Raw genomic sequence first — 24,752 nt, forward strand, 5'->3', positions numbered from 1 at the left:
CTCATGACGCCGGAACACCTCAACCAGCACCTTCGCAAAACACTCAGCCGCGGCCGTGTGGCCAGGTCGGCGCCGGCCGGATGCCCAGACTTGCCACTGTACCTCTTTGATCCGTCGGTGCTGGAAGGGCCGCTTAGCCATGATGAGGCTCAGGCTGTTGTGGCTGAGCCGGCCTATTGGTCGTTCTGTTGGGCCAGCGGGCAGGTGTTGGCCCGGTGGGTTCTGGGCCATCCGGAATCGGTGGCCGGTAAAACGGTGCTCGACTTTGGTTCCGGCTCCGGTGTCGTGGCGGTTGCTTCGGCCCTGGCGGGCGCGGCCCGTTCAATTGCCTGTGATATTGATCCGGCTGCCCTGGATGCGGCCGCCGCCAACGCCGGGCTCAACGGTGTTGAAGTAGAGCTTTGTGACGACTGGGCCAGGCGCCCGGATAACCTTGACCTGATCACCGCTGCTGACGTGCTTTATGACCCCGAAAACAGGCCACTGCTGGACGCATTTCGATGCGCTGGCAAGCGAGTGCTGCTGGCCGATTCCCGGGTAAAAGACCTGGGCGACAACGCCTATGAGCTGCTGGCAACGATGGAGGCCAGAACCTGGCCGGACCTGAACGAGTTTGAGGAGTTCAATAAGGTGCGCATCTATATGGCGCGGGGAAAGCAGGGTCATTCTGCCTATAAAAAATAAAGGGCGACTCGAAAGCCGCCCTTCACAGGTACTGAACCGCCATCCTGGTAGTTCATAGTCGGTACAGGTTGGCGCCTCCGTGCGCTTTGGGCAACAGCCTTGTTGCCAGATCCTTGAGCCTTTCCCTGGTGCCAGCCTCCGAGCCGGCTATCCAATTCGGTATCCCTTAAGCGAGGCGTCCCTGTGTCCTTGCCTCTCCCCACTGTCCTTGCGGGGGTGCATCCTATGCGTCGTCCTTTTCCCTGCCATCCCTGACGTTGATCACTATACCAATGCCACCTTTACAAGCGTGTGAACTGTGCACGAAAAGTTGAACGGCCTGCTTTCTCCTCAAGAGTAATCCCTTAAAAAACAGTAATATGTTGCTAGTCGTTGGGTGAATGCCTCTGGCTGCGCACGTAATCTGGCTACAAGATCTTACAAGCCTGTAGGAGATATCTCACAAGGAGCCGGGCGTATCTCCTACCTGGATTTGTCCAGCCTGGCGAATGCCTGGCCAGGGCAGCATGCCAATGGCAATGCCAAGGGCGTCTGCCAGCACATCGACAAGCGAAAAATCCCGGTATGGAAGGGTCGATTGCACTAACTCAAGAGTAAAACCGAACGCCAGCAAAGCCGGTGCGAACCAGAGTGCGCTCAGTCGCGGCCAGGCCAGGCGGGTAACGATGGTCAACTCTATAAACGCGATCAGGTGGTTGATCTTGTCATTGGCAGAGGCGGGAATCGGGTAGCTGCTGTTGGTGGTGGCCAGATACAGAATGGCTGCGACAGACAGGAATAATGCGGCCTGCCAGAGTCGACGCATGCGCAAAATGGTATAAAAAGTGTGCCGGAGGCGGAGCATAGAGGAATCCGAAAGTCGTTGCAGGCTGTGGGAATGAGCCTGACATGATATGCTTTGCGCCCCGTTATTGTCATGGCAGCGGAGGGCCACCAGCAATGCTCAAAGGCAATTTTTTTCGAGGACTGGGCTACCTGGGGGAGGGGTTCAGGCTGATTCGCCAGCCCGGACTTCGGCTGTTCGTGATCATTCCTCTTGTGATCAATATTTTTCTGTTTGGCCTGCTGTTCTATTTCCTCGGCGAGCTGTTTTCCCTGTTGATAGCCGGTGCCATGGCCTGGCTGCCCGACTGGGCCTGGTTGCAGGCGCTGGACTGGCTGTTCTGGATTCTTTACGGCGTTGTGATCCTGCTGATGCTGGCCTACGGCTTTGTCATCATTGCCAACCTGATCGGTTCGCCGTTTTATGGCTATCTCGCGGACCTGACCGAAAAACACCTGACCGGCCAGGAAGTGAGTACCGATGGCAGCTGGGCGGCTATTATCAAGGACATTCCCCGCGCGCTCTGGCGGGAGGTGCAGAAAATTGCCTATTACCTGCCCCGGGCTTTGGGTCTGTTCATCATTGGCCTGATTCCGGTAGTCAATCTGGTGGCCGCGGTACTCTGGTTTCTGTTCAACAGCTGGATGATGGCACTGCAGTATGTGGACTATCCGGCAGACAACCATAAGGTCAGCTTCCCGAGACTGCGCCGGGATCTGGCGGCCAGCCGGTTGTCGGCGCTCGGCTTTGGCCTGCCGGTAGCCCTGGCCGCCATGGTACCGATACTGAACCTGATTGTGGTGCCGGCGGCAGTGTGCGGAGCTACCGCTTTCTGGGTTCGCGAAAACGATTCAACACGTCAGTAATTTGTCAGCGGAGGTTTCTTGGAAACATCGGAATTTGTCATTGGTCAGCGTTGGGTCAGCCACAGTGATACGGCACTGGGGTTGGGGATTGTGACCGACGTATCGGGGCGCAGAGTTACGCTGGGCTTTCCCTCGGCCGATGAGGAGCGCACCTACGCCATCGATAATGCGCCCCTGTCGCGGATTGTGTATCAGCAGGGCGAGGAAATCGAAACCTTTGATGGCGCGAAGTACCTTGTGCGTGCCGTTGAGGAGGCCCACGGCGTTCTGGTGTACCACGGTGATGATGGTGAAAACATTCACCCGATCTCCGAAGTCAAGCTGGCCGGCTCTGTGAATTTTTCGGCGCCTCATCAGCGCCTGTTTGCGGGGCAGTTTGACCGTAACGGTGCGTTCCGCTTGCGGGTGTCGACCCTGGAGCATCAGGACCGCCTGCGGGCGTCTCCTGCTCAGGGCCTGATTGGTGCCCGTACCCAACACTTGCCGCACCAGTTGTACATTGCCCACGAAGTCGCCCGCCGTCATGCGCCCCGGGTGCTGTTGGCCGACGAAGTCGGCCTGGGTAAAACCATTGAGGCCGGCTTGATTCTGCATTACCAGCTGCACACCGGCCGCGCCCGCCGTGCCCTGATTGTGGTGCCGGATTCGCTGATTCATCAATGGCTGGTGGAAATGCTGCGCCGATTCAATCTGCGCTTCTCCATCGTCGACCAGAGTCGCTACGACGACCTCAAGGCCCAGGAAAGCGATGTCGACGCCCTGATGAGCCATATCTTCGGTGATGAGGACAGCGTCAACCCGTTCGAAGCCGATCAGCTGGTGTTGTGCAGCCTCGATTTTCTGGTGCGCAGTCAGAAGGCGCGGGATCATGCGTTGGCTGCCGGCTGGGACCTGATGGTGGTTGACGAAGCGCACCATCTGGCCTGGTCGCCGGAACAGGCGAGTCCGGAATACGAAGTGGTTGAAAGTCTGTCTGCTGCCAGCAAAGGTTTGCTGCTGTTGACCGCCACGCCAGAACAGGTCGGCGTGGCCAGTCACTTTGCCCGTCTGCGCCTGCTCGACCCGGCCCGGTTTCACGATCTGGAGGCGTTCCGGCAGGAAGAACAGCAGTACGAGGCCATCAATAAAGTGGTGCGTCGGTTGCTTGAAACACCGGACAGCATTAGCCCGGACGACCATGCGGCACTTGCCAGCTGGCTCGGCGAAGAACTGGATGAGCTGCTGGCAGAAGACAACGCCCATCAGGCAGTGATCGATGCGCTGCTCGACCGCCATGGCACCGGCCGTGTGTTGTTCCGCAATACCCGGGCCGCCATTCAGGGTTTTCCCGAGCGGCAGCCGTTACCGGAGCCGTTGGCCTGCCCCGCGCTTTATGACGAGTTTCGCCACGGTGAAGCCGGCCTGGCGCCGGAGCAGTCGGTACCAGAAGAGCAGTGGCTGGCGGAAGATCCCCGGGTGGCCTGGTTGGAGAAGAAGCTGGCCAGCCTGCGCCCGGCGAAAGCAGTGGTGATCTGTGCCCGTGCCGATACAGCCATGGCCCTTGAACATTACCTGCAGTTGCGGGCGGGCATCCGTAGCGCGGCCTTTCACGAGCACCTGAGCCTGATCGAGCGGGACCGTGCCGCGGCTTATTTTGCGGACAGCGAGCAGGGTGCCCAGGCCCTGATCTGCTCGGAAATCGGCAGCGAAGGCCGTAACTTCCAGTTTGCCCATCATCTGGTGCTGTTTGATCTACCCGCTAATGCTGACTTGCTGGAACAGCGCATCGGCCGGCTTGACCGAATCGGCCAGAATCAAGCCATCCGCATTCACATTCCTTATCTGCAGGGCACCAGCCAGGAAGTCCAGTACCGCTGGTTCCAGGAAGGCCTGAATGCTTTTGCGGAAAGCTGCGCCGTCGGCGTGGCCGTCCATGAACAGGTGAGCGACGACTGGCAAAAGGCGCTTGATGGCGACGACACACTGCTGGAGCCTTTGCTGGCGGCCAGTGCCGCGGAAACCAAACGCCTGAAAACCCTGCTGCATAATGGCAGGGATGCGTTGATCGAGCTGAATTCCTGCCGCCGGGACGAGGCGAACGCCCTGATCGGAGAGATCGAGCAGGAAGAAGGCTCGGCGCAGGTCCGGGATTACATGGTGCAGGCTTTCGACATTCTGGGTGTCGACATCGAAGATCACAGCGAGCATGCCGATATCCTCAAGCCAGGCGAGCAGTACCAGGCTGGTCATGTGGCTGAATTGCCGGAAGACGGCCTGACCGTGACCTGGGAACGGGAGCAGGCCCTGCAACGGGAAGACATGGCCTTCATGAGCTGGGAGCACCCGATGGTGACCGGTGTGATGGATTCGGTCACCAGCTCCGGGCTGGGTAAGGCGGCGTTGGCCAGCCTGTCGGTGAAGGCCCTGCCGGCCGGCACCCTGTTGCTCGAAGCGGTGTTCGCGGTGCATTGCCCGGCGCCGGAAACGCTGCAACTGACCCGCTACCTGCCGGTATCACCCCTGCGGCTGGTCGTGGATGTGAACGGTCGAAACCTGTCCAAGGCGCTGCCTCATGATCGCTTGAACGAGTTGTGTTCCAACATCCGCCGGCGCACGGCCCAGGCCATCGTGCCGAAGATCCGGGCCGAGGTGGAAACTATGGTCGATCATGTTGAGCGGCTCGCAGAGCCCAGCCTCGCACCCTTGAAAGCGCAAGCGCTGGAGCAGGTTGAAGCCGGGTTCGAACCCGAAATTCGCCGGCTTGAGGCTTTGCAAAAAGTGAACCCTGCCATTCGCGATGAAGAAATCGATTTTCTGCGCCACCAGCTGGATGCTGCCCGGGAGGCGGTTCGTCATGCCAGCCTGGCGCTTGAGGGTATTCGGGTGATCGTGACGTCCTGACTAACGCCCGTGATGGCGCCAGGGGGGCAACAAGCGAGGCGTTATCTGGTGCGCAAGCATCTGTTAGGGTAAGTTTAACGTAACGAATTGTTAGTGAAATGCCTTTGGTCATGCACCAAAGACTCTAATCCATGGAAGACAGAGAGAACTTGCGATGACTTTGATTCTGTTTCTGGTAGCACTTGCGGGCCTGCTGTATGTACTGCGCCGTGAGTCCGGCGCCAAGCCCGCGATCGGTGTGATGCTGGTGGTGGGCGTGCTGTCCCTGTTTAATGGGTCTGGCTGGCTGACTCTGCTGTTATTTGTAGGCGCCGCAGCCACAGCCGCTGCCGGTTTGCCCCAGTTCCGCAGGAACTGGCTGACTCCGCGGGTCTTCGCCATGTTCAAAAAAGTGGCTCCGAAGGTATCAGACACCGAAAAAGTCGCGCTCGAAGCGGGCACGGTTGGCTGGGATGGTGAGTTGTTCACCGGCCGTCCGGATTGGCACAACCTGCTGATCAATCGCCACACCGGTCTGAGTGAAGAAGAACAGTCCTTTGTGGATAATCAGTGCACCCAGGCGATTGCCATGTGTAACGCCTGGGATCTGGCGGTTGAACGGGCCGATCTGCCGGCAGAACTCTGGGAACTGCTGAAGAAAGAAAAGTTTTTCGGCATGATCATTCCCAAGGAATATGGCGGCCTGGGTTTCTCCGCCAAAGCCCAGACAGCGGTACTGCAGAAACTTGCCGCTAATGAAATGCTGATGGTGACCGTGGGTGTTCCCAACTCCCTGGGGCCAGGTGAGCTGCTGGTTAAATACGGCACAGAAGAACAGAAAAAGCATTATCTGCCGCGCCTGGCAGATGGTCGTGAAATTCCCTGTTTTGGCCTGACTGGCCCGCGTGCTGGTTCTGATGCTACCTCGTTGCCGGACACCGGTATTGTCTGCAAGCAGCAAGTGGACGGTAAGGAAGTTCTGGGTATTCGCCTTAACTTTGAGAAGCGCTGGATTACCCTGGCGCCGGTGGCCACTGTGGTGGGCCTGGCCTTTCGCATGTTTGACCCTGATGGCTTGTTGGGCGAGACCAAAGATCACGGCATCACGTGTGCCCTGATTCCCCGGAATACCGACGGCATGGAAATCGGCCGTCGTCACTGCCCGATCGGCACGCCGTTTATGAACGGCCCGATCAAGGGCAAGGACGTGTTTATTCCCCTGGACTACATCATCGGTGGCCAGGAAATGGCCGGCCAGGGGTGGCGGATGCTGGTTGAGTGTCTGTCGGTAGGTCGCTGCATCACGTTGCCCTCCGGAGCAGCAGGGGCTGCTGCATACTCGGTAGGCACGGCGGGTGGCTTTACCCGGGTTCGTCGCCAGTTCAATACACCGGTGGCAGAAATGGAAGGTGTGCAGGCGCCGCTGGCGAGAATTGCCGGTAAAACCTACATTGCCCAGGCGGCGGTCAATCACACAGCAAACATGATCGACAAGGGTGAAAAGCCCGCGGTACCGTCCGCCATTCTCAAATACCATCTGACTGAGTTTCAGCGTGACATTCTCACCGATGCGATGGATGTGCACGGTGGCAAGACGGTGACGTTGGGCCCCCGTAACTATCTGGGTATCGGTTTTAGCGGCGCGGCGGTGTCGATCACCGTGGAAGGTGCCAACATCATGACCCGCAGCCTGATGATCTTCGGTCAGGGTGCCATCCGTTGCCACCCTTACGTACTGAAAGAGCTGGCAGCCAAGGATAACGACGATATCGAGGCATTCGATGAAGCCTTCTTCGGCCACGCCGGGCTGATTTTCGGTAACGCTGCCCGGGCCTTTACCCAGGCTCTGGGTGTTGGCAAGGCTGACGTGCCGTTCGACAGTGCCTCCCGCAAGTACGCTCAGGCGTTGGCCCGTTTCAGCTCGGCCTTTGGTCTGTGCGCCGATGCGGCTATGACCACATTAGGTGGTGAGCTGAAGATGCGAGAGCTGATCTCGGCTCGGCTGGGGGACATGCTGGCCAATCTGTACCTGGGTTCCATGGTGTTGAAGAACTGGCACGAAACCCAACCGGTTGAAGGCGAGAAAGAGCTGATGCAGTACAGCATGGTTCTGTTGCTGAACCGCACTGAAAAAGCGCTGGACGAGTTCCTGAAGAACCTGCCAAACCGTCCGGTCGCTTTCGCCTTGCGGGCGATCACCCTGCCGATTGGCCGGTGTTGGGCTGAGCCTGGTGATGAACTCACCCGTAAACTGGCTCGGGCAATTTCGACCGATACGCCAGTGCGCAGCAAGCTGATGGCCAGTGCCTGGACCACCGACGGCGAAGGCGACGTGGCCAATCCGGTAGCGCAGTACAACAGCCTTCTCAAGGATTACGACAAGGCTGAGCAACTGTACAGAAAGGCCAACAAGGCTTATGCCAAAGGCGAGCTGCCGATGACCGCGCTGCACCCGGAGGAGCGTTTTGAAGCGGCTCTTGAGGCAGATGTTTTCACTCAGGAGGAAGCAGAATTCATGCGCCAGTATGAAGCTCTTGTGCTGGAAATGCTGACGGTGGACGACTTCCCGTTTGATGAGTTTGCTCGCAACAAAGCGACGCTTATCGATCACAATCCGGCCTGAGGCAGCCGCCGTTATGTGGTTGTCCGCCCTTGCCGTAAGTGTTGGCGCCGTTATCGGCGCCAACCTTCGTTGGGCGCTGGGGCTGTGGTTGAACTCTTCCTATCATGCGATTCCCTGGGGCACCCTGGCTGCCAATCTGAGTGGTGGCTGGCTGGTGGGGTTGCTGATTGGATTCTTTACCCACGGCAGTACGCTGGCACCGGAGTGGCGGCTGTTTGCCATTACTGGCCTTTGCGGCGCGCTTACTACGTTTTCCACCTTCTCTCTGGAAATGTTCGGTGCACTTCAGGAAGGGAAGTGGGCGATGGCCCTCACCGGGATTCTGGCCCATGTGGTCGGCTCGATTGTGATGACCGCTTTGGGGTTCTGGACCTTCTCCCTGATCAGGGGCTGAATTTATTTTAAATACCCTTGGCAAGCCGGAAATTCCAGAGTAGAGTGTTTCTTGAAGGAAAGATTAGTGCAGCAGTTCATGAATAAGACGTACCTCCGCAGTTAGTAGTGCCGTCATGTTTTTGATCCCGCGAGTCCAGTTTTTCCGTAACACGCTGACCAGCGCCAAACGGTGTGTGGCAGCAGAAAAATGATTGATTTCAGGAAGTTTACGTATGTCTACTGTTACCGGTACTGTTAAGTTCTTCAACGAAGCGAAAGGCTTTGGTTTTATCACTCGTGAAGGCGGCCCGGACGTATTTGTTCACTACAGCGCCATTCAGGGCTCTGGTTTCAAGACCCTGGCCGAAGGCCAGCAAGTTGAGTTCACCGTAACTCAGGGCCAGAAAGGTCCTCAGGCGGAGAACGTTGTTCCGCTGTAATCTGTAAAGATTCAGGAACATCAAAAAAGGCAGCTACGGCTGCCTTTTTTCGTATCGGGTTCCCGCGTTTGATCAGTCGGCAAAAATCCGCTCATAAAACTGCAGAGTGCCACTCCACGAGCGGCTGGCGGCATCTTCGTCATAGCCCACTGGCATGCCAAACTTCTCGGCAAACGCATCTGCGCCGGGATTGGTGAACGAGTGCTTCACGCCGGGAAAGCTCACCAGAGTCAGATCCACTTCAGCGTTCTGCATCTCCTGCACCAGGCCCGCCACCTGCTCTGCCGGCACCATGGGGTCTGCACCGCCAGTGTAAACCTGAACCTGCGCGCGTACCTTACCGGCTTCGGCCTGGACCGGGCTGGCCAGTGCGCCGTGATAGCTCACCACACCGTCAAGATCAACGCCCATCCGAGCCATGTTCAGCACGACCGCTCCACCAAAACAGTAGCCTTGGGCGGCAATCTTGCTGGCATCCACGGAGTCATGGTTCTGTAGAAGCTCTTTCGCTTTCATGAACCGGGCTTTAACCTGCTCGGGGTTTTTGGTGGCTTCTTTCATGAATGCCTGAGCGGTGTCTGGGTGTTCGGCAAGCTTACCCTCACCGTACATGTCCAATGCAAACGCGGTGTAGCCGGCCGCCGCCAGCTTTTCGGCCTGCTCCCGGGCAAAGTCATTGTGGCCCCACCACTCATGCACAACGAGCACCCCGGGCCGTTTGCCATCCGCTTCGTCGTCCCAGGCCATGTATCCGCTGAAGGTCTGGCCGTCCAGTGTGTATTCGATGGTTTCTGTTCGCAGTTCTGCTTGTGCTGTGATGCTGGCAGCTGCGAGCGTAAGGGCCGCAGCCGTGCGCCTTTTCAGAAGGTTCATCATGGGTAATCTCGCTCCTTGTTAAGTACAGGTGTTCCTTGCAATACGACGATTCAGCGTTGGCCGATGAACCACTGCTCAAGAACTAAAGAGTATGACAACGCCGGGCTATGAACAAAATGGAATCAAAGTGTCCTTTTACACCGCGCATTCTTGACTATAGTTAAGTCTAAGAACGGTTGTAAGTCTGAATTGGTTCAGGCGCCGTATCTACCCATACCAACAACAGTAATAATGCGGGGTAGTCTATGCTCCTGTCTCATGCGTTTGGTCTCTTTACCCACCCCGATCAGGAGTGGGCGTCGATACGGAAAGAACACGAAAACCCCACCACGCTTTACGTGGCGTATGTGGTTTTGCTGGCCGCGATAGCGCCGATATGTGCGTACATTTCGACAGCCCATTTTGGCTGGTCGGTTGGCAACGAACGATTGATCAAGCTGACCGAGATCAGCGCCATACAGCTCAGTGTACTGACCTACATAGCGATGCTGGTGGGCGTTTTTGCGCTGGGATACGCCATTAACTGGATGGCAAAAACCTACGGGGCTCAGGAAGAACACACACCGTCCAACGGTATTGCCCTTGCAGCCTATTCCTGCACACCTTTGTTTCTCGCGGGCTTCGCATTGCTCTATCCCGTGCCCTGGTTTAATGCCATCGTATTTCTGGTAGCTGCTTGTTACGGCGCCTGGCTGATGTACGATGGTCTGCCGATCGTCATGGGCATCGAGAAGGAGCGGGCGGTCATGTACAGCGGTGCGTTGCTGACAGTTGCGCTGGTGATTCTCGTTTCCACCCGGGTGGGCTCGGTGATTATCTGGAACCTCGGCGTCGGACCGGTTTTTATCAGCGGATAGTCGCTGATGACAGTTCAGGAAAAAAGCGGAGGCATCATCAGCCTCCGCTTTTTTTTGCCTCAATCTTCTGTTTGTGCCCGGTTGTCGGAATTTGCCACAGCCCTGTCGTAATCCGGCAACGCTTTCTTAACGTTCACCCCGGATGAGGCTCGCGCAGACTGGCACTTCCTGGATGCCGTTAAGAGTGCTGCCCGGTGCATTGTGCCGGGTGTGGCTGTCAGATTGTTTGTTGGTCGATTGATCTGGCGCATTGGCATTTCGCTTACACTGCTTTGTAGTAGGACATCACTTGTTTGCAGGGAGCAGGCCATGCCCAGACCATCATCCGCGATTTCCCATGGAGCTGCTAAGCCCCCCGTTCCGGCTGTGGCGACATGGCACTCGGTTGAAGCTTCGGGTACCCGCGAGCAACTCGGGGCACCCGGCCCCCTGAACTCCGCCGAGGTGACAGCACGCCTCGCCAGCTATGGCCCGAATCAGTTACCCGAAACCAGTCGGGCGGGGCCTCTGGCGCGCCTGGGACGCCAGCTCAAAAATTTCCTGATTTATGTGTTGCTGACAGCCGTAGTGATCACCGGTGCGCTCGGCCACTGGGTAGATGCCGGTGTCATTCTGGCGGTGGTCGTCATCCAGACGCTGGTTGGGTTTCTGCAGGAAGGAAAGGCTGAGCAGGCATTGTCGGCTATTCGGCACATGCTGGCCCCCAAGGCCCGTGTAGTGCGGGAAGATGGTCAGCATCAACTGGATGCTGCCGAACTGGTGCCCGGGGATACGGTGCTGCTGGAGCCGGGTGATCGGGTGCCGGCGGATGTCCGCCTGGAGAAATGCCATAATCTGAAAATTGAGGAGGCTATCCTCACCGGCGAATCCGAGGCCGTGGATAAGTCCCCGGAGCCGGTGGATGCGGGTGCAGCCTTGGGTGATCAGGCCGGCATGGCCTTCTCCGGCACCATGGTGGCCACCGGCACCGGCCGTGGGGTGGTCGTTCGTACCGGTGCCGACACCGAAATTGGCCGTATCTCGGGCCTGCTGGCCAGTACGACTTCACTGAAAACCCCTCTGCTGGAGCAGATGGACCGGTTTGCCAAGGTGCTGTCGGTCATCGTGATTGTTACTGGCATTGCTATCTTCTTCGGCGGCCTGGCGTTCAGTGGGCTTGAGTTCCGGGAACTGTTCATGGCCGTGGTGGGGCTGACGGTTGCGGCCATACCGGAAGGTCTGCCGGCCATTCTGACGATTACCCTGGCCATCGGGGTACGTCAGATGGCGCGGCGTAAAGCGGTGGTGCGACGGATGCCGGTGATTGAAACCATCGGCGCGGTCTCGGTGATCTGTTCCGACAAAACAGGGACGCTCACCCGCAACGAAATGATGGTAACGACGGCGATGACCGCTGGCCAACGCTATGAGGTGTCGGGCGAGGGCTACGGATTTGACGGGGTTATCCGACAGAATGGGCAGCCAGCCACCGGCAACCCGGTACTGGAAGAGCTTGCCCGGGCGGCGGCCTTGTGCAACGACGCCAGCATCAGCCATCGTAACGGTCAGCCGGCGATACATGGCGACCCAATGGAAGCCGCCCTGAAGGTATTTGCCCGCAAGGCGGAGTTTGATGTGGAGGCCAGCGCCCGGGACTGGCCCCGGGTGGACGAGGTGCCTTTTGATACCACTACCCGCTACATGGCAACGTTGCATCACGATCACCACGGCCACCAGGTGGCCTACCTCAAGGGTGCCCCTGAGCGCATTCTGGGCATGTGCACACACGAGGTGGCAGCAACCGGCGAGCGGATGCCTCTGGAACACAAAACCTGGGAGTCCCGAATTTCCGAGATGGCCTCGGAGGGCCTCCGGGTTCTTGCCCTTGCCCGCAAACCCACGCCCGGTAGTCGCCAGCAACAGTTGATGGTTGAAGAGCTGGAGCAAGGCGCAGAACTGCTAGGGCTGGTGGGTTTGCTGGACCCGCCCCGGCAAGAGGCCATCCGGGCCATCGAGGAATGCCACAGTGCCGGCATTCGAGTGAAGATGATCACGGGCGATCATGCGCTGACTGCCGGTGCTATCGCCCGCAAATTGGGGCTGCGTAATACCGACAAAGTGCTCACGGGTAAAGAGCTCGATCACCTGGATGACAAGCAGCTGCAACAGGCGGCCGGCGAAGTAGATGTTTTCGCCCGAACCAGTCCAGAGCACAAGTTGCGCCTGGTCGAGGCCCTGCAGGCGTTGCACGGGGTGGTGGCCATGACAGGCGACGGTGTCAACGATGCGCCGGCCCTGAAGCGGGCGGATGTGGGTATTGCCATGGGCGTAAAGGGCTCTGAAGCGGCCCGGGAGGCGTCTTCCGTGGTGCTGCTCGACGACAACTTTGCCAGCATTGTCGCGGCGGTCCGGGAGGGGCGAACGGTCTACAGCAACCTGCGCAAAGGCATCGCCTTTATGCTGCCGATCAACGGTGGCGAATCCATCAGCCTGATCACTGCGCTGTTGCTGGGGTTGGCGCTGCCCATTTCGGCGCTGCAGATTCTCTGGGTGAACATGGTCAGTTCGGTAGTGTTGGCCATGACCCTGGCGTTTGAGCCGACAGAACCAGGCGTGATGAATCAGCCTCCACGGCCCCGGGATGAGTCTCTGTTGCAGGGGTTTGTGGTCTGGCGGGTGGCGTTTGTGTCGCTGTTGTTCCTGGCAGGTATTTTTGGCGCCTGGTTCTGGGCCATGCATCGGTATGACGACACCGTGATTGCCAGCACGCTGGCGGTTAATACCCTGGTGGCTATGGAAGTATTCTATCTGTTTGCGGTGCGTTATCTGGACACAGCGTCGATCACCTTGCGGGGCGTTCTGGGCACGCCGGTGGTGTTGATTGCGGTGGTGGCGGTGATTGCTCTGCAATCCCTGTTTACCTACCTCCCCTGGTTTCAGGCAACCTTTATCAGCGCTCCACTGTCCTGGGAGGCGTTGGCATTTGCCGTATTGGCGGGTGTCGCGGTGCTGGTAATTCTGGAGTTGGAAACGGTTATCCGGCGGCTGCTCAGGGCAGCCCGCGGGTAATCACCGACGGGTCGCCCCGGCCTTCCACCGCAGCCAGCTCGGCACTGGACAGCCACTCGCCGGGTGGCCTGTCCAGAACGGCAGCGCAGGCGGCCAGAGCGTGGCCCCAGGAACACCGGTTGGCGAACAACATACCACTTTCATTCAGGGTGCCGCCCCGGTTGATGTAGCCCAGCACGCGGGAGTGACCGGGATGAGGAAACAGTGTGTGCAAGTGTCCCCGGAAAATTTCCGGACGCATGTGCGTCAGGGCTACCCGTCGGTGCATGCGATGAGGGAACAGGCGCTCGCGCTCGAATTCGGTCAGGCAGGCCTCGGCTTCCATCGGGTCTCGGGGCTCCCGGAACCGACCGGGCTCCTGCAGGTACACCAGCCGGAAAGGGGTGCCGGTTTCTCTGAGTCGCTCACAGGCGCGAATGGCCTCGGATAGCTGATAAGCGCCACAGGCAATCAGAAGCAGCGGTTCTTCGCCGGCTGAGGTGTCTTCGTCGACCACCAGTGCGCCGTGGCTGGCCAGGCTTTGCGCTTCGATGGCGTTGAATACGCAGGGCCGCTCCCGTTTTGGAATGACCATGCAGCTGATGGTGCCCCGTTTGTTGAACACTGAGGGCAGCACGGCCAGGGTGCTGTTGTAATCCGCCGGGAACAATACCCGCGAGCCATCACTCATTTCGGCCAGCATGGCCTCACAGAAGGTGGTGTCCTGGTGTGATTGTTCGTTTTTTCCGTTCTCCCAGGTATGGGATGTGCCTATGATCGGCAGCCCGAGCCAGCGCGCGGGTCGGCCAACTTCCTTTTGATGCCGGGCGAAAATCAGTTCCTGGCGAATGGCTCCCAGCATTTTGACGCAGAAGGCTTCATAGCTTGCGACCAGATTCAGCCCGGCCTTGTTGGCCAGGCAGGCAGACACCACGGCCTCCTCGTTCAGGGCGGTTATGATTTTGCCGTGTACCGACTCTTCGGCACTTTCCGGATCGTTCACCCGGTGTTTCAGGTCTTTCAGCACGCCGGTAAGCCGGTTGCTGGCCAGTTCGTCCGGATTGCCAACCCGAGGCCGGAGGTTCGGGTTGGCCGCCACCAGTGCCCGGAAGAATTCGTCCACCGCCGTCATGGGCGATGCGCTGTGTTGTGCCCAGGGCAAAACAGGCAGCCTGGGATCGGCAGGGTTTCTGGTGGCCAGCGGATGATCTCTCTCAGGCACCCGCCTTTGCAGGTCGTGCTGGTTGAGTTCGATAACCGCTTGCTGGAGTTGGGATGGCTCAACCCATAGTGGTGTGATGTGGTCGTTAAACAGCTCCCGGGCCCGCGTGTCCAGGCGGGGATTGCCGGGCAATGGCAAGTTGTGGGCGGCATTGACACCCGCGCCGTAGAACCCGAAACCTTTAACCGTCTGGGCAATCCCGTAGGGGATCTTGGCCGGGTAGTGACAACGGCCTTCCAGCGCCGCATCGCTTCGGGCTTTCAGGGCCTGCTCCATGTTGAACAGGGCGCAGACGAAGGCAGCAGGGTCTTTGCCGTCAAAGCGAACAGGCTCAAAGCCCTGAGCCTTAAGGTGCTCTTCAAAGCGCTCGATGCCTTCGCGGGTGCCCAGCTCTGTGCGTTGTTCAATTCGCCGGCCATTGGCAATCATCACCGGTAGTGCCAGCCCGCAATCCTCAGCCCGCCACCAGCGTGGAATCCAGTCACTGCCGCGCTGCTCTTCGGCTGCGCCATCCGAAAGAAAGGCCACCAGGGATTCCCCTGGCAGCGGCATATGGGCGTATTGCAATTCGGCAAAGCCCAGATAGCCGCCCTCAAGAATGCCGCCGGCGGTGTGGGGATTGACGTGGCTGCCCAGAGGCGAGGCCATGGTGCCATCTTGCTTCTGTCGGTAACTGTAAAAGTCAGATGCCAGCAGGGACAGGCCATCGGGTGCCTGATAGCGGGTGCGTTGCTCCGGGTACAGGTTGCCCGTCAGCACGTTCAACGCGTCAATCGCGGCAACGCAGTGCCCCTGGCCCATCAACCAGCTTCGGGTGGTGCCGGTCAGGTTGTTGAGGGCGAGGTAGGCCCCATAGGCCGGCACCATATTGAGCGCCCCCCCGGTATGACCTTCGGGTGAGGGCTTGAAGTCCTGCGGCTTAAGGCTGGCCCCGGAAGGGTCCACCCGGTTGCAGTAGGTCATGTGTACCACCAGCCACAGTCCTGCGCTGGTCAGTCGATCCAGCGCAATCAGCTTGCGGTAGGCGGTGTCGGCATCGGGTTGGAAACCACCAGCGACCAGATTGGCTGCCAGAGCCTGCACGTTGGCTGCGGTGTCATCGGAATGCCGGATTACGCCATAGCCCTGCCGCCAGCATTCGAACACAGAGTCGTTGGCTGCCGTATTCAGTGCATCGGCTTGGTTAATCGGCGAAGACATAATCGGCCTCCATGGCGCCAGTGATTGTCGAAGGATTTTAATGTCGGACGACGCCAGGGCCCTTGATGCAGGTCAGGCTTGGGTTAAAACGAAATTCGTTATAGGATGGCGCGGTTAAACTCAGTTTTGAAAGGAATCAGACAATGAGTAAAGCCATAGTGCTTCTGGGCGATCTTGGTATGGATCACGAGGGTTTTCCGCCTACCCCGGTTCTTGCTGGCTCACCCGATGTTCTTGTTGACGGCAAACCGGTGGCCCGTCTTGGCGATCCGCTCGCACCCCACGCCAAACCTAAGCATCCGCCTCATCCCCGCTCTATAGCTGCAGGCTCGGCCACGGTCATGATTAATGGCAAGCCCGCTGCGATTACCGGCAGCGCGGTGTCCTGTGGTGGTGTCACCATTGGCAGTGGATCGGTCATTATTGGCGGATGATTGGAGTGGCGGTTGCTCTTTCCGGCCGTCCCCAGTAATAACCCTGGCCATGCAGGCCAGGGAACTGCTGTAGCCAGAACGCGATAGCCTCATCTTCAACGCCCTCTACCACCACATCAAGATCCAGTGCTTCGCCCAGCTCCAGAGCGGCCCTCAGGATTTTCTGCCGGACCGGATGGAGCAGTACATCCGTCAGAAAGCTGCGGTCGATCTTCAGCTCGTCCAGCGGAAAACTGGCCAGATTGCCAAGCGACGAATGGCCTGAGCCGAAATCATCCAGCGCAATTCTGAAGCCAGTGTCGCTCAGTGTCCGAATGGTGTTTCTGGCGACGTCCGGATCGGCCATGGCGGCGGTTTCGGTGATCTCCAGAATGACGCAATCCGGGCGGATACCATGCCGCCGGATGATGGCGGCGGCTTCTTCGTGGAACACCGGGTGGGCTATGTCCTTGGCGGATATGTTGACGGCCACTCCGATGCTGTCTCCGTGCTGAGCCTTAAGTGCGGCGAAATCCTGACAGGCCCGATCCAGTAGCCAAAGAGTGACCGAGTGAATGATGCCAACCTGCTCCGCCAGCGGAATCCAGTGATCGGGAGGGATTCTGCCGAACTGGGGGTGTTGCCAGCGAATCAGTGCCTCGACTGAGCGAACTGCGCCATCCCGGATGTTGACTTTGGGCTGGTACTCCAGCCACATCTCCCCGGAACGCAAGGCGCCTTCAACGTCCAGCATCAGAATCTGTTGTTGATATTGCCAGTCGGCAATCGACGGGTCATAGATCGCCAGGGTACGGGTTTCATCCAGTGAGGCAAACCCGGCAGCTGAGATAACACTGGCGGCGTCGCTACCATGCTCCGGCGCGTAAGCCACCCCTACGGATGCCGCCCAGGAGAACGAGAACCGACCTTCCCGGAAGTTTTCTGACAGCCACTGGCTGACGGTCTCCAGCAGTTCGCAATCCCTGGCTTTATCGCTGCGCATTATGGCGAAGGCATGGTTGACCGTGTCCAGGGTTGCGATGCCGTAGCCGTTGATCATGATTAGCCGGTCATCCAGGGTGCGCTTCAGATAGCGATTGAGTTGCCGTAGATATTGTTTCAGCAGATCCTCCGCTGCCCGGTAACCCAAAGCCTGCTCCAGTTCGTTAAAGCGGGCCAGCCTGACCAGGCAAAGCAGGTAAGGTGTCTGCTGACTGTCGATGGTGGCCAGAGTTTCCTCAAGCATGGGGCGGTTGGGTTTGCCGGTTACCCGGTGGGTTTTCAGTACCCGGTCGTAGTCCAGTTCGATGCGGGCTCGCAGCCTTTGCTCTTCTTCAACCCGTATGTCTGAGCTTAGGCGGCGTTTACGCTCTTCCAGTAACAAACGACCCACACCACTGGTCAGGACCAGCGAGCCGACGGCTGCGCCCAGAAAGAAGGCGGAGTCGGTAAGCGGGTTGATCGGCAGCCAGCCGATGGTTCTGAGGGAAGTGGTGATAGCGCCGATCACCATGGCCAGAACGGACAGTGCGAAATACCGGGCATAGGGCTGGCTCCGGAGCTGGCTGGAGACCAGAGTAAAAATAAAGAGACCACCCGCGGCACTGACCACCAGAAATACGTCCTGGCCAAGTACGGGTACAGCCAGCGGTGCCGCCAGCAGGTGCAAGCCGGCAGCTAAGCTGAATGCTCGCAAAATAAGGGCGACCGGTTTGCTGACGACCATAAAGTGGGGGGTGAACTCGCATAAGGCGATCAGGCACAACGGCAGGCTTACCGATAGCAGTGCGTTGAACTCTGGCGTATTGGGCCAAAGCAGCCAGTGCCCCAGGCCGTCCATCACCAACTGGCTATAGATAACACCGATCATCAAAACGCTAAGCCAGGCCAGTCCCGGGCGTTTCAATTTCGCGACTATGCTCAGATTAAGCAGCAGTGCAAACACCAATAAACCGGTCAGAAACGACTTCCAGGCAATGGTAAAGGTGCCCTCGCTGACCACCTCGTTTCCACCGGCCAACGACAGAGGTAACATCACCGGCCCGTTGTTACGCACTTCCATCAGCAGGGTCGATTGTCCCGGCTGCAGAGTGATCGGCCAGACCCATTGGGGCAGGGCGATCTGACGGTGATCAAACGGGTAAAGATCCCCCATCACCGGTAATCGCTGGACCGTCCCGTCCGGATGAATCAGGGCGGGTTCGAGGTGATCCAGGTAGGGGGCAGCAACAACGATCCGGCTGGCCACGGGATCGTTGCCTGAGTTGGTCAACTGAAAGTGAAAGGTGGCCGGTTGGTGCGGATATCCAATGCCGGAGTTGCCGTTCGACAGCGGCCGCCAGGCTTCTGCCTGAGGGGGCTGTGGCGCGAGGATATCGCTGAGTGGCGCCAGCAAATAGCGGGTTTCGTCATGCAGCGTTAGCTCAGGCAATTCGGCGACAACGGTTGTTGTGATTTGCCCTGGGTTGTTGGCCGGTGCTGACGTCAGCAGGGCAGCCGTCAGGCCATAAGAGCTGGCAATGAGCAGAACGATAAAGGGAATCCAGCGATTCAGCCCGCAAATGGAGGGTGGCTTAATTGGCGAGATGGTGCCGGTTTGGTTTGCGGGCTCGGAATCCATTCGGTGAACATCCTGACATTAATCAAGGCGAGAATTTACGATAATTTACATTTGGTTTCTAAATGTAACATTATGAAATTTAAAAGATTTTAATCTATTTTTAATTATTTTGCATTTCCTGTTTTAAACGGGTGCTTAAAATGAGACCTGCCCACCTGTTTGTGCACGCTGGTATAGTAGCGACCGCAGACGGTGTTTCGCGTTCGGTTCGGGAGAGCAAAAGCAGTATGTTGTTGATCAAGCGATTGTTTACCTCACTACGGTTGTTGACGGCAGTTGCCGTGTTATTCCTTTTGGCGACCGGCGCCCATGGCGCAGTGGCAGAACGACCAGCGCTGGCCTCGGTGAATGCAGCGGCGGCGATTGCCGGGGAAGACGAGTTGTTGTTCGGTAAGAACGCTGACAGGCCGGTACCCATAGCGTCGATCACCAAGCTGATGACTGCCTTGGTGGTGGTTGAATCTGGCCTGGACCTGGCGGAGTGGCTGACCTTTGAAGAGCGCCACTTGCCCGCTGCGGCTAACGCCTGGACCCGAATCCGGGTGGGTTCCCAGCTCAAGCGTGGCGACGTTCTTCGAATTGCCCTGATGTCGTCCGAAAATTTTGCCGCCTACACGCTGGCAAGGAATTTCCCCGGAGGCTTTGACGGCTTTATTGAAGCCATGAATGCCAAGGCGAGGTCGTTGGGAATGGAGAATACCCGGTTTGTTGATCCCACCGGGCTGTCCAGTGAAAACGTATCCAGTGCCTCGGATCTCGTTCGCCTGGCCAATGCCGCCATGGGTCATCCGGTGATCGGAGAGTTTTCCACAACCGGGTATTATCGGGCACAGTTCAAAAGCCCCAGGTACAGTCTGTCTTTCGGTAACACCAATGCTTTGGTGCATCGGGAAAGCTGGGGAGTTGGCCTGAGCAAGACCGGCTATCTTTCGGAGGCCGGGCGCTGCCTGGTGATGGTGTCAAAGATGGAGGGGCAGCCGGTGATTACGGTTCTACTGGACTCCCTGGGCACTCGTTCCCCGATGGGGGATGCCGGTCGCATCAAGCGGTGGCTGGCAACGGGCCAGCCCGGCACTGTCGCTGCTGCTGCAAAGCGCTACGAACAGGAAAGGAACGCTGAACTGGCCCGCCCGGAGCAGAGCCAGACAGCCCGCACTCAACAATAAACAGGTTTCGCATTCATGATCCAGATACTGACCACTGGCGGTACCATCGACAAAGTCTATTTCGATGCCAACAGCAAGTTTGAAATTGGCGCCAGTTTGCTCCCCGAGCTACTCGCAGAGTCCAATATTCACGACGGTTACAGCCTCCGTGAGCTGATGCATAAAGACAGCCTGGAGCTGACGGACGAAGACCGCGGTGCGATTCTGGACGCCGTCACCAAAACCGACAGCCCGCGGATTCTGATCACTCATGGAACCGATACCATGGCGTTGACGGCTCAGGCCCTGAAACGGGTGCCGGGGAAGACCATTGTGCTGACCGGTGCCATGCAGCCAGCCCGGATGCGGCGTACCGATGCCATCTTCAATATCGGGTTTGCCTGGGCCGCCGTGCAGCTATTGCCAGCCGGAGTTTATATTGCAATGAATGGTGAAGTGTTTGAGGCCGGTGCTGTGCGGAAGAACCTGGAAGCACAGAAATTTGAGCGCACAGCCGAAGCCAGTTAAGCCGGGTCGGTCACCGAGTTGATTTCCTCTTCAGTGAGCCTACGGTACTGGCCCGGTGCCAGTGCCGGGTCCAGCGCTATCGCCCCTATTTGCAGTCGGTGCAGGCCCTCTACGTGATTGCCAACCGCTGCCAGCATGCGTTTTACCTGGTGATAGCGGCCTTCCGAAATCGTTAGATCGATCTCCTTTTGCGAGCGCATCGTCACTTTGGCCGGCAGTGTAGGCTTGCTGGCGTCTTTCAGGAGAATCCCATGTTCCAGTTGACCGCGAGCCTCGGGCGCCAATGGCTCGGCGAGCTGTACCCGATAGGTTTTCGGGCAATCCCGCCGGGGTGACGTGACCAGATGAGACCATTGGCCATCGCTGGTCAGCAACAGCAGGCCGGTAGTGTCTTTGTCCAGTCGACCCGCGATATGAACGTGCCTGGACAGGTCGGCCGGGAGTAAGTCCAGCGCGGTGGGCTGACTGCTGTCCGTGGTTGCGCTGATGACGCCAACGGGTTTGTTCATCATCAAATAAAGGTCGCCGGGCAAAGTCAGCAAGCGATCGTCCAGCATGATCTCGTCGCGCTCGCCGACGTGGGCTCTGGCGCTTTTACAGCGCGCACCATTCACCGATACCCGGCCACCCATGATGACTCGCCTTGCATCCTTGCGGGAAAGCTCCGAGCTGTTGGCAATGTATTGATCCAGTCGCATCAGCAGGTTTTCCCGTGTTCAGGAATCGAGAGGGTGGCCAGGCAAAGTACCGGCGCTTCTCCGGTGAGCCGTGACCATAGCAGGGGTAGGGCATCACGGTTAATGGCGGGCCTGGGTCTCTGGCGGCTGGCCAGTTCGGATATGCCGGTATCGTTGGTTTCGGCGATGATGAAAGTGAACGGGTGCGCCCCGGGAATGCCCAGGCGGATGTCGGTAGCCGTGATCTGACCGCCAACCTGCTCATATTGCAGGAACCCCCGGGTGAACCACTCAAGGCGGCGAACCTCCGGCAGTGTGGCGACTGACTGAGCAAGATCGGGATGGCGGGGGAAGCGTTCCAGGCTCAGTGGGTTCTTGCCATCCAGAAAGCCGGTGACGATTTCGACTCGGGATTCCTCTGTGATTGCAGTGGCCCGCCATAATACGGTGTTAAAGGGCATGGGCTGAACCATGAGCGAAGCGCCCGCCATGCCCGCATCGGCCAATGCCGGGCGCACTTTTTCCGTTATCATTTGCTGGGCCGCCAGGGTCCAGCCCAGATACAGGCTCGAGAGCATAAGCCCTGCCGCGATGGCTTTCACGGCTGGCGGGCGAATCAAAAACGCCAGACAACCGGCCAGCAAGGGCAAGGTGTACAACGGGTCAATGATGAATATGCTGGTCAGCGCAACGGGTCTTCCCAGTGGCCAGAACAGCTGGGTTCCATAGGTGGTAAAGGCATCCAGCAAAGGGTGGGTGACCAGTATTAGCCCGACCAATGCCAGCCAGCGTTGATAGGAAATCACGGGTTTCCAGCGCCAAAGCCCCCACGCCAGGAGAAGCGACAGTGGTACCAGAACGAACAGGGAGTGACTGAATCCACGATGTTGGGTGAAATTGGCGACGGCAGTGCCGTAGTCGATGATGACGTCCAGGTCGGGCAGGGTGCCAATAAGAGCGCCGGTAATCAGAACCGATCGGCCCAGTGCTTTGCCAGCAACAGCGCCAGCAATGGATGCGCCGAGTGCAGCTTGAGTGATTGAGTCCATGGAGTCCCGGATAATATCGTTAAAGGGTGTCAGAGATATTATGCGCGGAATCGGCCATCAGATCACGAGGAGGGAAAAGAAACACTGGCGGCGGTGTGTGCCGCCAGTGAGTCGGGCAGAAGGATCAGGCTTTTCTGCGACGAGCCATGCCAAGGCCTGCAAGGCCCAGGCCGAGCAGGGCCAGGGTGCCGGGTTCTGGCACTGAGCGAACATTCAGCTTCGCGAGAAGGTCGACAGAAGTGGCTTTGCCTTCTTCTGTGTAAACTTCGTCAGCACCACCTTGGAATCCCAGCAGAGACAGGGAATAGATATTGGACCCGAACTGGAACTCGGAGCTTTCAATCATGTTGTCCAGGCGAACGATGTCGTCGACGTCTTTGCTGGAACAGCCAAAGAAGAATGATAGTGGGCCGCAGTAGACGTTAGGAGTTTCGTTATGAGAAAACTCGAACGTGTAAGGGCCGGTAACATTGGCATCACCTGGGTTGGTCGCAAAGGTTGCGTAGACATCCAGGTCAACACCGGTGATGCTGTCGCCCGTTATGCGGTTATTAAAGTGGGTGAAAGTGCCGAGTACGAAGGGGGAGTCGGATACAATGGTCTCTGGAAGACTGGCTGGGCCTTGGAACCCATATCCGCTTTGAGGCCCATTGGTGCAGGTCTTCCACCACAAGATTCCTGTGCAGCTCTCCTCGCCAACGCCCCAGCGCAGCGTGTCGCTGCCTACACCCTGAATGTTATCGCCATTTGTAGGTGTGCCCCACTGACCGTCGACTGAAACCAGGTCAACAGGGAATGCTGCTGCGGTCGTCGCAAATCCCATTGCCACACTGGCAAGTATGCCTTTCGTCCATTTCATCATGTGATTCACCTTGCTGTGTACAGAATTATTGGTGCGTCCGAGCCGGGGTTCGGTTTGTTTTGCAAGGTAAAGCGAATTGTGTGCCAGAAATTTTAAATCTTTTTTATCAGTTGGTTATGGAACTTGCTATTCTTTTGTGTAAACAAAGCTGACAGATTGCTCCGTCAGCCTTCAAGAATGATGCCTAACTTCTGCAAAAGTTGCGCAGAGGGAAAACCGTCCGGGATCATGCCTTCAGCTTTCTGAAAAGCCCGGATGGCTTTACGGGTGTTGGAGCCCAGAATGCCGTCTGGCTCGCCGCTGGAAAAGCCCTTATTGTTCAGGGTTTCCTGTAGTTTCAGAACCTGGTCCCGTGACAGCGCCGGTTGATCTTCCGGAGGTGGGTTTTTTAAGCCGCCGGCACCGGCAATACGATCGGCAAGATGACCCACGGCGATGGCGTAGAACTCTGAGCGGTTCCAACCCATGATGACCCGGAAGTTATCATAGGCCAGGAATGCTGGCCCCTGATGGCCGCTGGGTACGACCAGAGCTGCGTCAATGGGCTCGTCAGCAAGGGCATTGCCGAAGGCGTCGGTAATGCCCATGTCGCGCCATGCTTTCAGCGGCAGGCGCCGGCCATCGGCCAGGTTGAAATCGAAGTTTCGGGGGATCAGAACTTCGCGCCCCCAGCGATAGTCACCATTCCAGCCCATGGATGCCAGGAACTTGCCAGCAGACATCATGGCATCTGGCAGGCTGTTCCATAGATCTCTCCGGCCATCGCCGTCGGCATCAACCGCGTGCTTCAGGAACACGGTCGGCATGAACTGGACGTGGCCCATGGCACCGGCCCAGGAGCCCTCCATCTGCTCGGCGGGGATAGCGCCTTCGTCGATAATCTGCAGTGCCGCAATGAATTGTTCCGTAAAGAACGTGCTGCGGCGCCGATCGCAGGCCAGCGTCGCGAGAGAGCTGGGTACGGACATTTTGCCGAAGTAACTGCCGAAATTGGTTTCCAGCCCCCAGAAAGAGACCAGGTAAGCGGCCGGAATGCCGGTTTCCCGGGTGACCCGGCTCAACAATTCGCGGTGGGTTGCGAGCAATTCACGGCCTTTGCTGATGCGGGCCTCATTCACTCGACGGTTGAAATAATCGGCAAAGGTCGTGGTGAATTCCGGTTGCCGGCGATCCAGTTCTATTACCCGTTCCAGATAACTGACGTCTGCCATCACGGATTGTGCGGTGCTTTCACTCACGCCAGCGGCAATGGCCTTGGCTTCAAGGGTTTGTTTGCACTCATTGAATTCGGCGTCCGTCATGGTCGGCACACTCTGGGCCTGGGCACTCAGTGCCAGGGTTGTCAGTGATACCGCCGCCAGGATGCGTCGGATAATGAACCGTGTCGTCAGATGAGCCACAGAAAACCTCGCGAGACATTGAATAGCTTCGTTTGACGCCATGGTAGCCTGTTTCAACCATGGGAAAACACTGCATTTATGCCCGCAGAGTGACAATTCTTTAATACCTGGTGGCATGTGTCGTGTTTGTCGTCTTTTTGTTGTGGGTGGGTCACGATAGGGCAGGGATGTTCTATAGTTGTCGGATGCAGGTAAGTCCGGAGTGG

At 58.1% G+C, this 24,752-nt stretch carries 19 protein-coding genes; 11 read left to right on the plus strand and 8 right to left on the minus strand.

The features are described 5' to 3' along the window. Positions 1-3 precede the first annotated feature (3 nt). Positions 4-684, plus strand: coding sequence for a methyltransferase (locus tag QPL95_RS14125; RefSeq protein ID WP_303291637.1), 681 nt, complete (start codon positions 4-6; stop codon positions 682-684). Between the two features lie 439 nt (positions 685-1,123). Here QPL95_RS14125 and QPL95_RS14130 read toward each other — a convergent pair whose 3' ends face one another. After that, positions 1,124-1,528 carry a VanZ family protein gene (locus QPL95_RS14130; protein ID WP_303291638.1) on the minus strand — a complete coding sequence of 135 codons (405 nt, stop codon included), beginning with the start codon at positions 1,526-1,528 and terminating at the stop codon, positions 1,124-1,126. Between the two features lie 95 nt (positions 1,529-1,623). On the opposite strand from QPL95_RS14130, the gene cysZ reads away from it, so the two are divergent. From cysZ to QPL95_RS14155, 5 genes are all read left to right on the plus strand, one after another. Further along, positions 1,624-2,373: a sulfate transporter CysZ gene (gene cysZ / locus QPL95_RS14135; protein ID WP_303291639.1), complete on the plus strand. Its 750-nt coding sequence runs from the start codon at positions 1,624-1,626 to the stop codon at positions 2,371-2,373. Between the two features lie 18 nt (positions 2,374-2,391). After that, positions 2,392-5,253, plus strand: coding sequence for an RNA polymerase-associated protein RapA (gene rapA / locus QPL95_RS14140; RefSeq protein ID WP_303291640.1), 2,862 nt, complete (start codon positions 2,392-2,394; stop codon positions 5,251-5,253). A 154-nt stretch (positions 5,254-5,407) separates the two neighbouring features. Then, positions 5,408-7,855 carry an acyl-CoA dehydrogenase gene (locus tag QPL95_RS14145; protein ID WP_303291641.1) on the plus strand — a complete coding sequence of 816 codons (2,448 nt, stop codon included), beginning with the start codon at positions 5,408-5,410 and terminating at the stop codon, positions 7,853-7,855. Positions 7,856-7,868: 13 nt separating this feature from the next. Then, complete coding sequence (gene crcB / locus QPL95_RS14150; RefSeq protein WP_303291642.1) at positions 7,869-8,249, plus strand: fluoride efflux transporter CrcB; 381 nt, start codon at positions 7,869-7,871, stop codon at positions 8,247-8,249. Between the two features lie 214 nt (positions 8,250-8,463). After that, positions 8,464-8,670: a cold-shock protein gene (locus QPL95_RS14155; RefSeq protein ID WP_058341996.1), complete on the plus strand. Its 207-nt coding sequence runs from the start codon at positions 8,464-8,466 to the stop codon at positions 8,668-8,670. Between the two features lie 72 nt (positions 8,671-8,742). Here the strand turns inward: QPL95_RS14155 and QPL95_RS14160 are convergent, their stop codons facing one another. After that, positions 8,743-9,546 (minus strand): dienelactone hydrolase family protein, encoded by an 804-nt coding sequence (locus QPL95_RS14160; RefSeq protein WP_303291643.1) that lies wholly within the window; start codon positions 9,544-9,546, stop codon positions 8,743-8,745. A gap of 245 nt (positions 9,547-9,791) precedes the next feature. On the opposite strand from QPL95_RS14160, the gene QPL95_RS14165 reads away from it, so the two are divergent. Both QPL95_RS14165 and QPL95_RS14170 read left to right on the plus strand, forming a co-directional pair. Next, positions 9,792-10,403 carry a Yip1 family protein gene (locus QPL95_RS14165; RefSeq protein WP_303291644.1) on the plus strand — a complete coding sequence of 204 codons (612 nt, stop codon included), beginning with the start codon at positions 9,792-9,794 and terminating at the stop codon, positions 10,401-10,403. A gap of 309 nt (positions 10,404-10,712) precedes the next feature. Beyond that, positions 10,713-13,451, plus strand: coding sequence for an HAD-IC family P-type ATPase (locus QPL95_RS14170; RefSeq protein WP_303291645.1), 2,739 nt, complete (start codon positions 10,713-10,715; stop codon positions 13,449-13,451). Here the strand turns inward: QPL95_RS14170 and QPL95_RS14175 are convergent. Beyond that, entirely contained in the window at positions 13,432-15,852 is a 2,421-nt protein-coding gene (locus tag QPL95_RS14175; RefSeq protein WP_303291646.1) for a xylulose 5-phosphate 3-epimerase, read from the minus strand. The two genes, QPL95_RS14170 and QPL95_RS14175, sit on opposite strands and share 20 nt — an antisense overlap. Before the next feature lie 143 nt (positions 15,853-15,995). Between QPL95_RS14175 and QPL95_RS14180 the strand changes: the two genes are divergently transcribed. Beyond that, positions 15,996-16,286 carry a type VI secretion system PAAR protein gene (locus QPL95_RS14180; protein ID WP_303291647.1) on the plus strand — a complete coding sequence of 97 codons (291 nt, stop codon included), beginning with the start codon at positions 15,996-15,998 and terminating at the stop codon, positions 16,284-16,286. On the opposite strand, the gene QPL95_RS14185 is transcribed toward QPL95_RS14180, so the two are convergent. Continuing rightward, positions 16,273-18,885 (minus strand): EAL domain-containing protein, encoded by a 2,613-nt coding sequence (locus QPL95_RS14185; protein WP_303291648.1) that lies wholly within the window; start codon positions 18,883-18,885, stop codon positions 16,273-16,275. The genes QPL95_RS14180 and QPL95_RS14185 overlap by 14 nt on opposite strands. A 140-nt stretch (positions 18,886-19,025) precedes the next feature. Here QPL95_RS14185 and pbpG point away from each other — a divergent pair, with 140 nt between their 5' ends. Together pbpG and QPL95_RS14195 are read left to right on the plus strand one after the other, a co-directional pair. Then, positions 19,026-20,051: a D-alanyl-D-alanine endopeptidase gene (gene pbpG, locus QPL95_RS14190; protein ID WP_303291649.1), complete on the plus strand. Its 1,026-nt coding sequence runs from the start codon at positions 19,026-19,028 to the stop codon at positions 20,049-20,051. A gap of 15 nt (positions 20,052-20,066) precedes the next feature. After that, positions 20,067-20,558: an asparaginase domain-containing protein gene (locus QPL95_RS14195; protein WP_303291650.1), complete on the plus strand. Its 492-nt coding sequence runs from the start codon at positions 20,067-20,069 to the stop codon at positions 20,556-20,558. Here the strand turns inward: QPL95_RS14195 and QPL95_RS14200 are convergent. From QPL95_RS14200 to QPL95_RS14215, 4 genes are all read right to left on the minus strand, one after another. Next, complete coding sequence (locus QPL95_RS14200; protein ID WP_303291651.1) at positions 20,555-21,256, minus strand: pseudouridine synthase; 702 nt, start codon at positions 21,254-21,256, stop codon at positions 20,555-20,557. The two genes, QPL95_RS14195 and QPL95_RS14200, sit on opposite strands and share 4 nt — an antisense overlap. After that, positions 21,256-22,284, minus strand: a complete 1,029-nt coding sequence (locus QPL95_RS14205; RefSeq protein ID WP_303291652.1) for a metal-dependent hydrolase — start codon at positions 22,282-22,284, stop codon at positions 21,256-21,258. Before QPL95_RS14205 ends, QPL95_RS14200 begins: the two co-directional genes overlap by 1 nt. Before the next feature lie 124 nt (positions 22,285-22,408). Further along, positions 22,409-23,146 carry a THxN family PEP-CTERM protein gene (locus tag QPL95_RS14210; RefSeq protein ID WP_303291653.1) on the minus strand — a complete coding sequence of 246 codons (738 nt, stop codon included), beginning with the start codon at positions 23,144-23,146 and terminating at the stop codon, positions 22,409-22,411. Between the two features lie 164 nt (positions 23,147-23,310). After that, positions 23,311-24,546, minus strand: a complete 1,236-nt coding sequence (locus QPL95_RS14215; protein WP_303291654.1) for a lytic murein transglycosylase — start codon at positions 24,544-24,546, stop codon at positions 23,311-23,313. Positions 24,547-24,752: the final 206 nt, after the last annotated feature.

The organism is Marinobacter sp. SS5-14b, assembly GCF_030541005.1.
In the GTDB taxonomy this organism is placed as follows: Bacteria; Pseudomonadota; Gammaproteobacteria; order Pseudomonadales; family Oleiphilaceae; genus Marinobacter.

Excerpts from the sequence above, each read along its gene's own strand:
- QPL95_RS14125 (WP_303291637.1), top strand. The coding sequence starts at position 4 with ATGACGCCGGAACACCTCAACCAGCACCTTCGCAAAACACTCAGCCGC.
- QPL95_RS14130 (WP_303291638.1), bottom strand. The coding sequence starts at position 1,528 with ATGCTCCGCCTCCGGCACACTTTTTATACCATTTTGCGCATGCGTCGA.
- cysZ (WP_303291639.1), top strand. The coding sequence starts at position 1,624 with ATGCTCAAAGGCAATTTTTTTCGAGGACTGGGCTACCTGGGGGAGGGG.
- QPL95_RS14145 (WP_303291641.1), top strand. The coding sequence starts at position 5,408 with ATGACTTTGATTCTGTTTCTGGTAGCACTTGCGGGCCTGCTGTATGTA.
- crcB (WP_303291642.1), top strand. The coding sequence starts at position 7,869 with ATGTGGTTGTCCGCCCTTGCCGTAAGTGTTGGCGCCGTTATCGGCGCC.
- QPL95_RS14155 (WP_058341996.1), top strand. The coding sequence starts at position 8,464 with ATGTCTACTGTTACCGGTACTGTTAAGTTCTTCAACGAAGCGAAAGGC.
- QPL95_RS14160 (WP_303291643.1), bottom strand. The coding sequence starts at position 9,546 with ATGATGAACCTTCTGAAAAGGCGCACGGCTGCGGCCCTTACGCTCGCA.
- QPL95_RS14165 (WP_303291644.1), top strand. The coding sequence starts at position 9,792 with ATGCTCCTGTCTCATGCGTTTGGTCTCTTTACCCACCCCGATCAGGAG.
- QPL95_RS14170 (WP_303291645.1), top strand. The coding sequence starts at position 10,713 with ATGCCCAGACCATCATCCGCGATTTCCCATGGAGCTGCTAAGCCCCCC.
- QPL95_RS14175 (WP_303291646.1), bottom strand. The coding sequence starts at position 15,852 with ATGTCTTCGCCGATTAACCAAGCCGATGCACTGAATACGGCAGCCAAC.
- QPL95_RS14180 (WP_303291647.1), top strand. The coding sequence starts at position 15,996 with ATGAGTAAAGCCATAGTGCTTCTGGGCGATCTTGGTATGGATCACGAG.
- QPL95_RS14185 (WP_303291648.1), bottom strand. The coding sequence starts at position 18,885 with ATGGATTCCGAGCCCGCAAACCAAACCGGCACCATCTCGCCAATTAAG.
- pbpG (WP_303291649.1), top strand. The coding sequence starts at position 19,026 with ATGAGACCTGCCCACCTGTTTGTGCACGCTGGTATAGTAGCGACCGCA.
- QPL95_RS14195 (WP_303291650.1), top strand. The coding sequence starts at position 20,067 with ATGATCCAGATACTGACCACTGGCGGTACCATCGACAAAGTCTATTTC.
- QPL95_RS14200 (WP_303291651.1), bottom strand. The coding sequence starts at position 21,256 with ATGCGACTGGATCAATACATTGCCAACAGCTCGGAGCTTTCCCGCAAG.
- QPL95_RS14205 (WP_303291652.1), bottom strand. The coding sequence starts at position 22,284 with ATGGACTCAATCACTCAAGCTGCACTCGGCGCATCCATTGCTGGCGCT.
- QPL95_RS14210 (WP_303291653.1), bottom strand. The coding sequence starts at position 23,146 with ATGATGAAATGGACGAAAGGCATACTTGCCAGTGTGGCAATGGGATTT.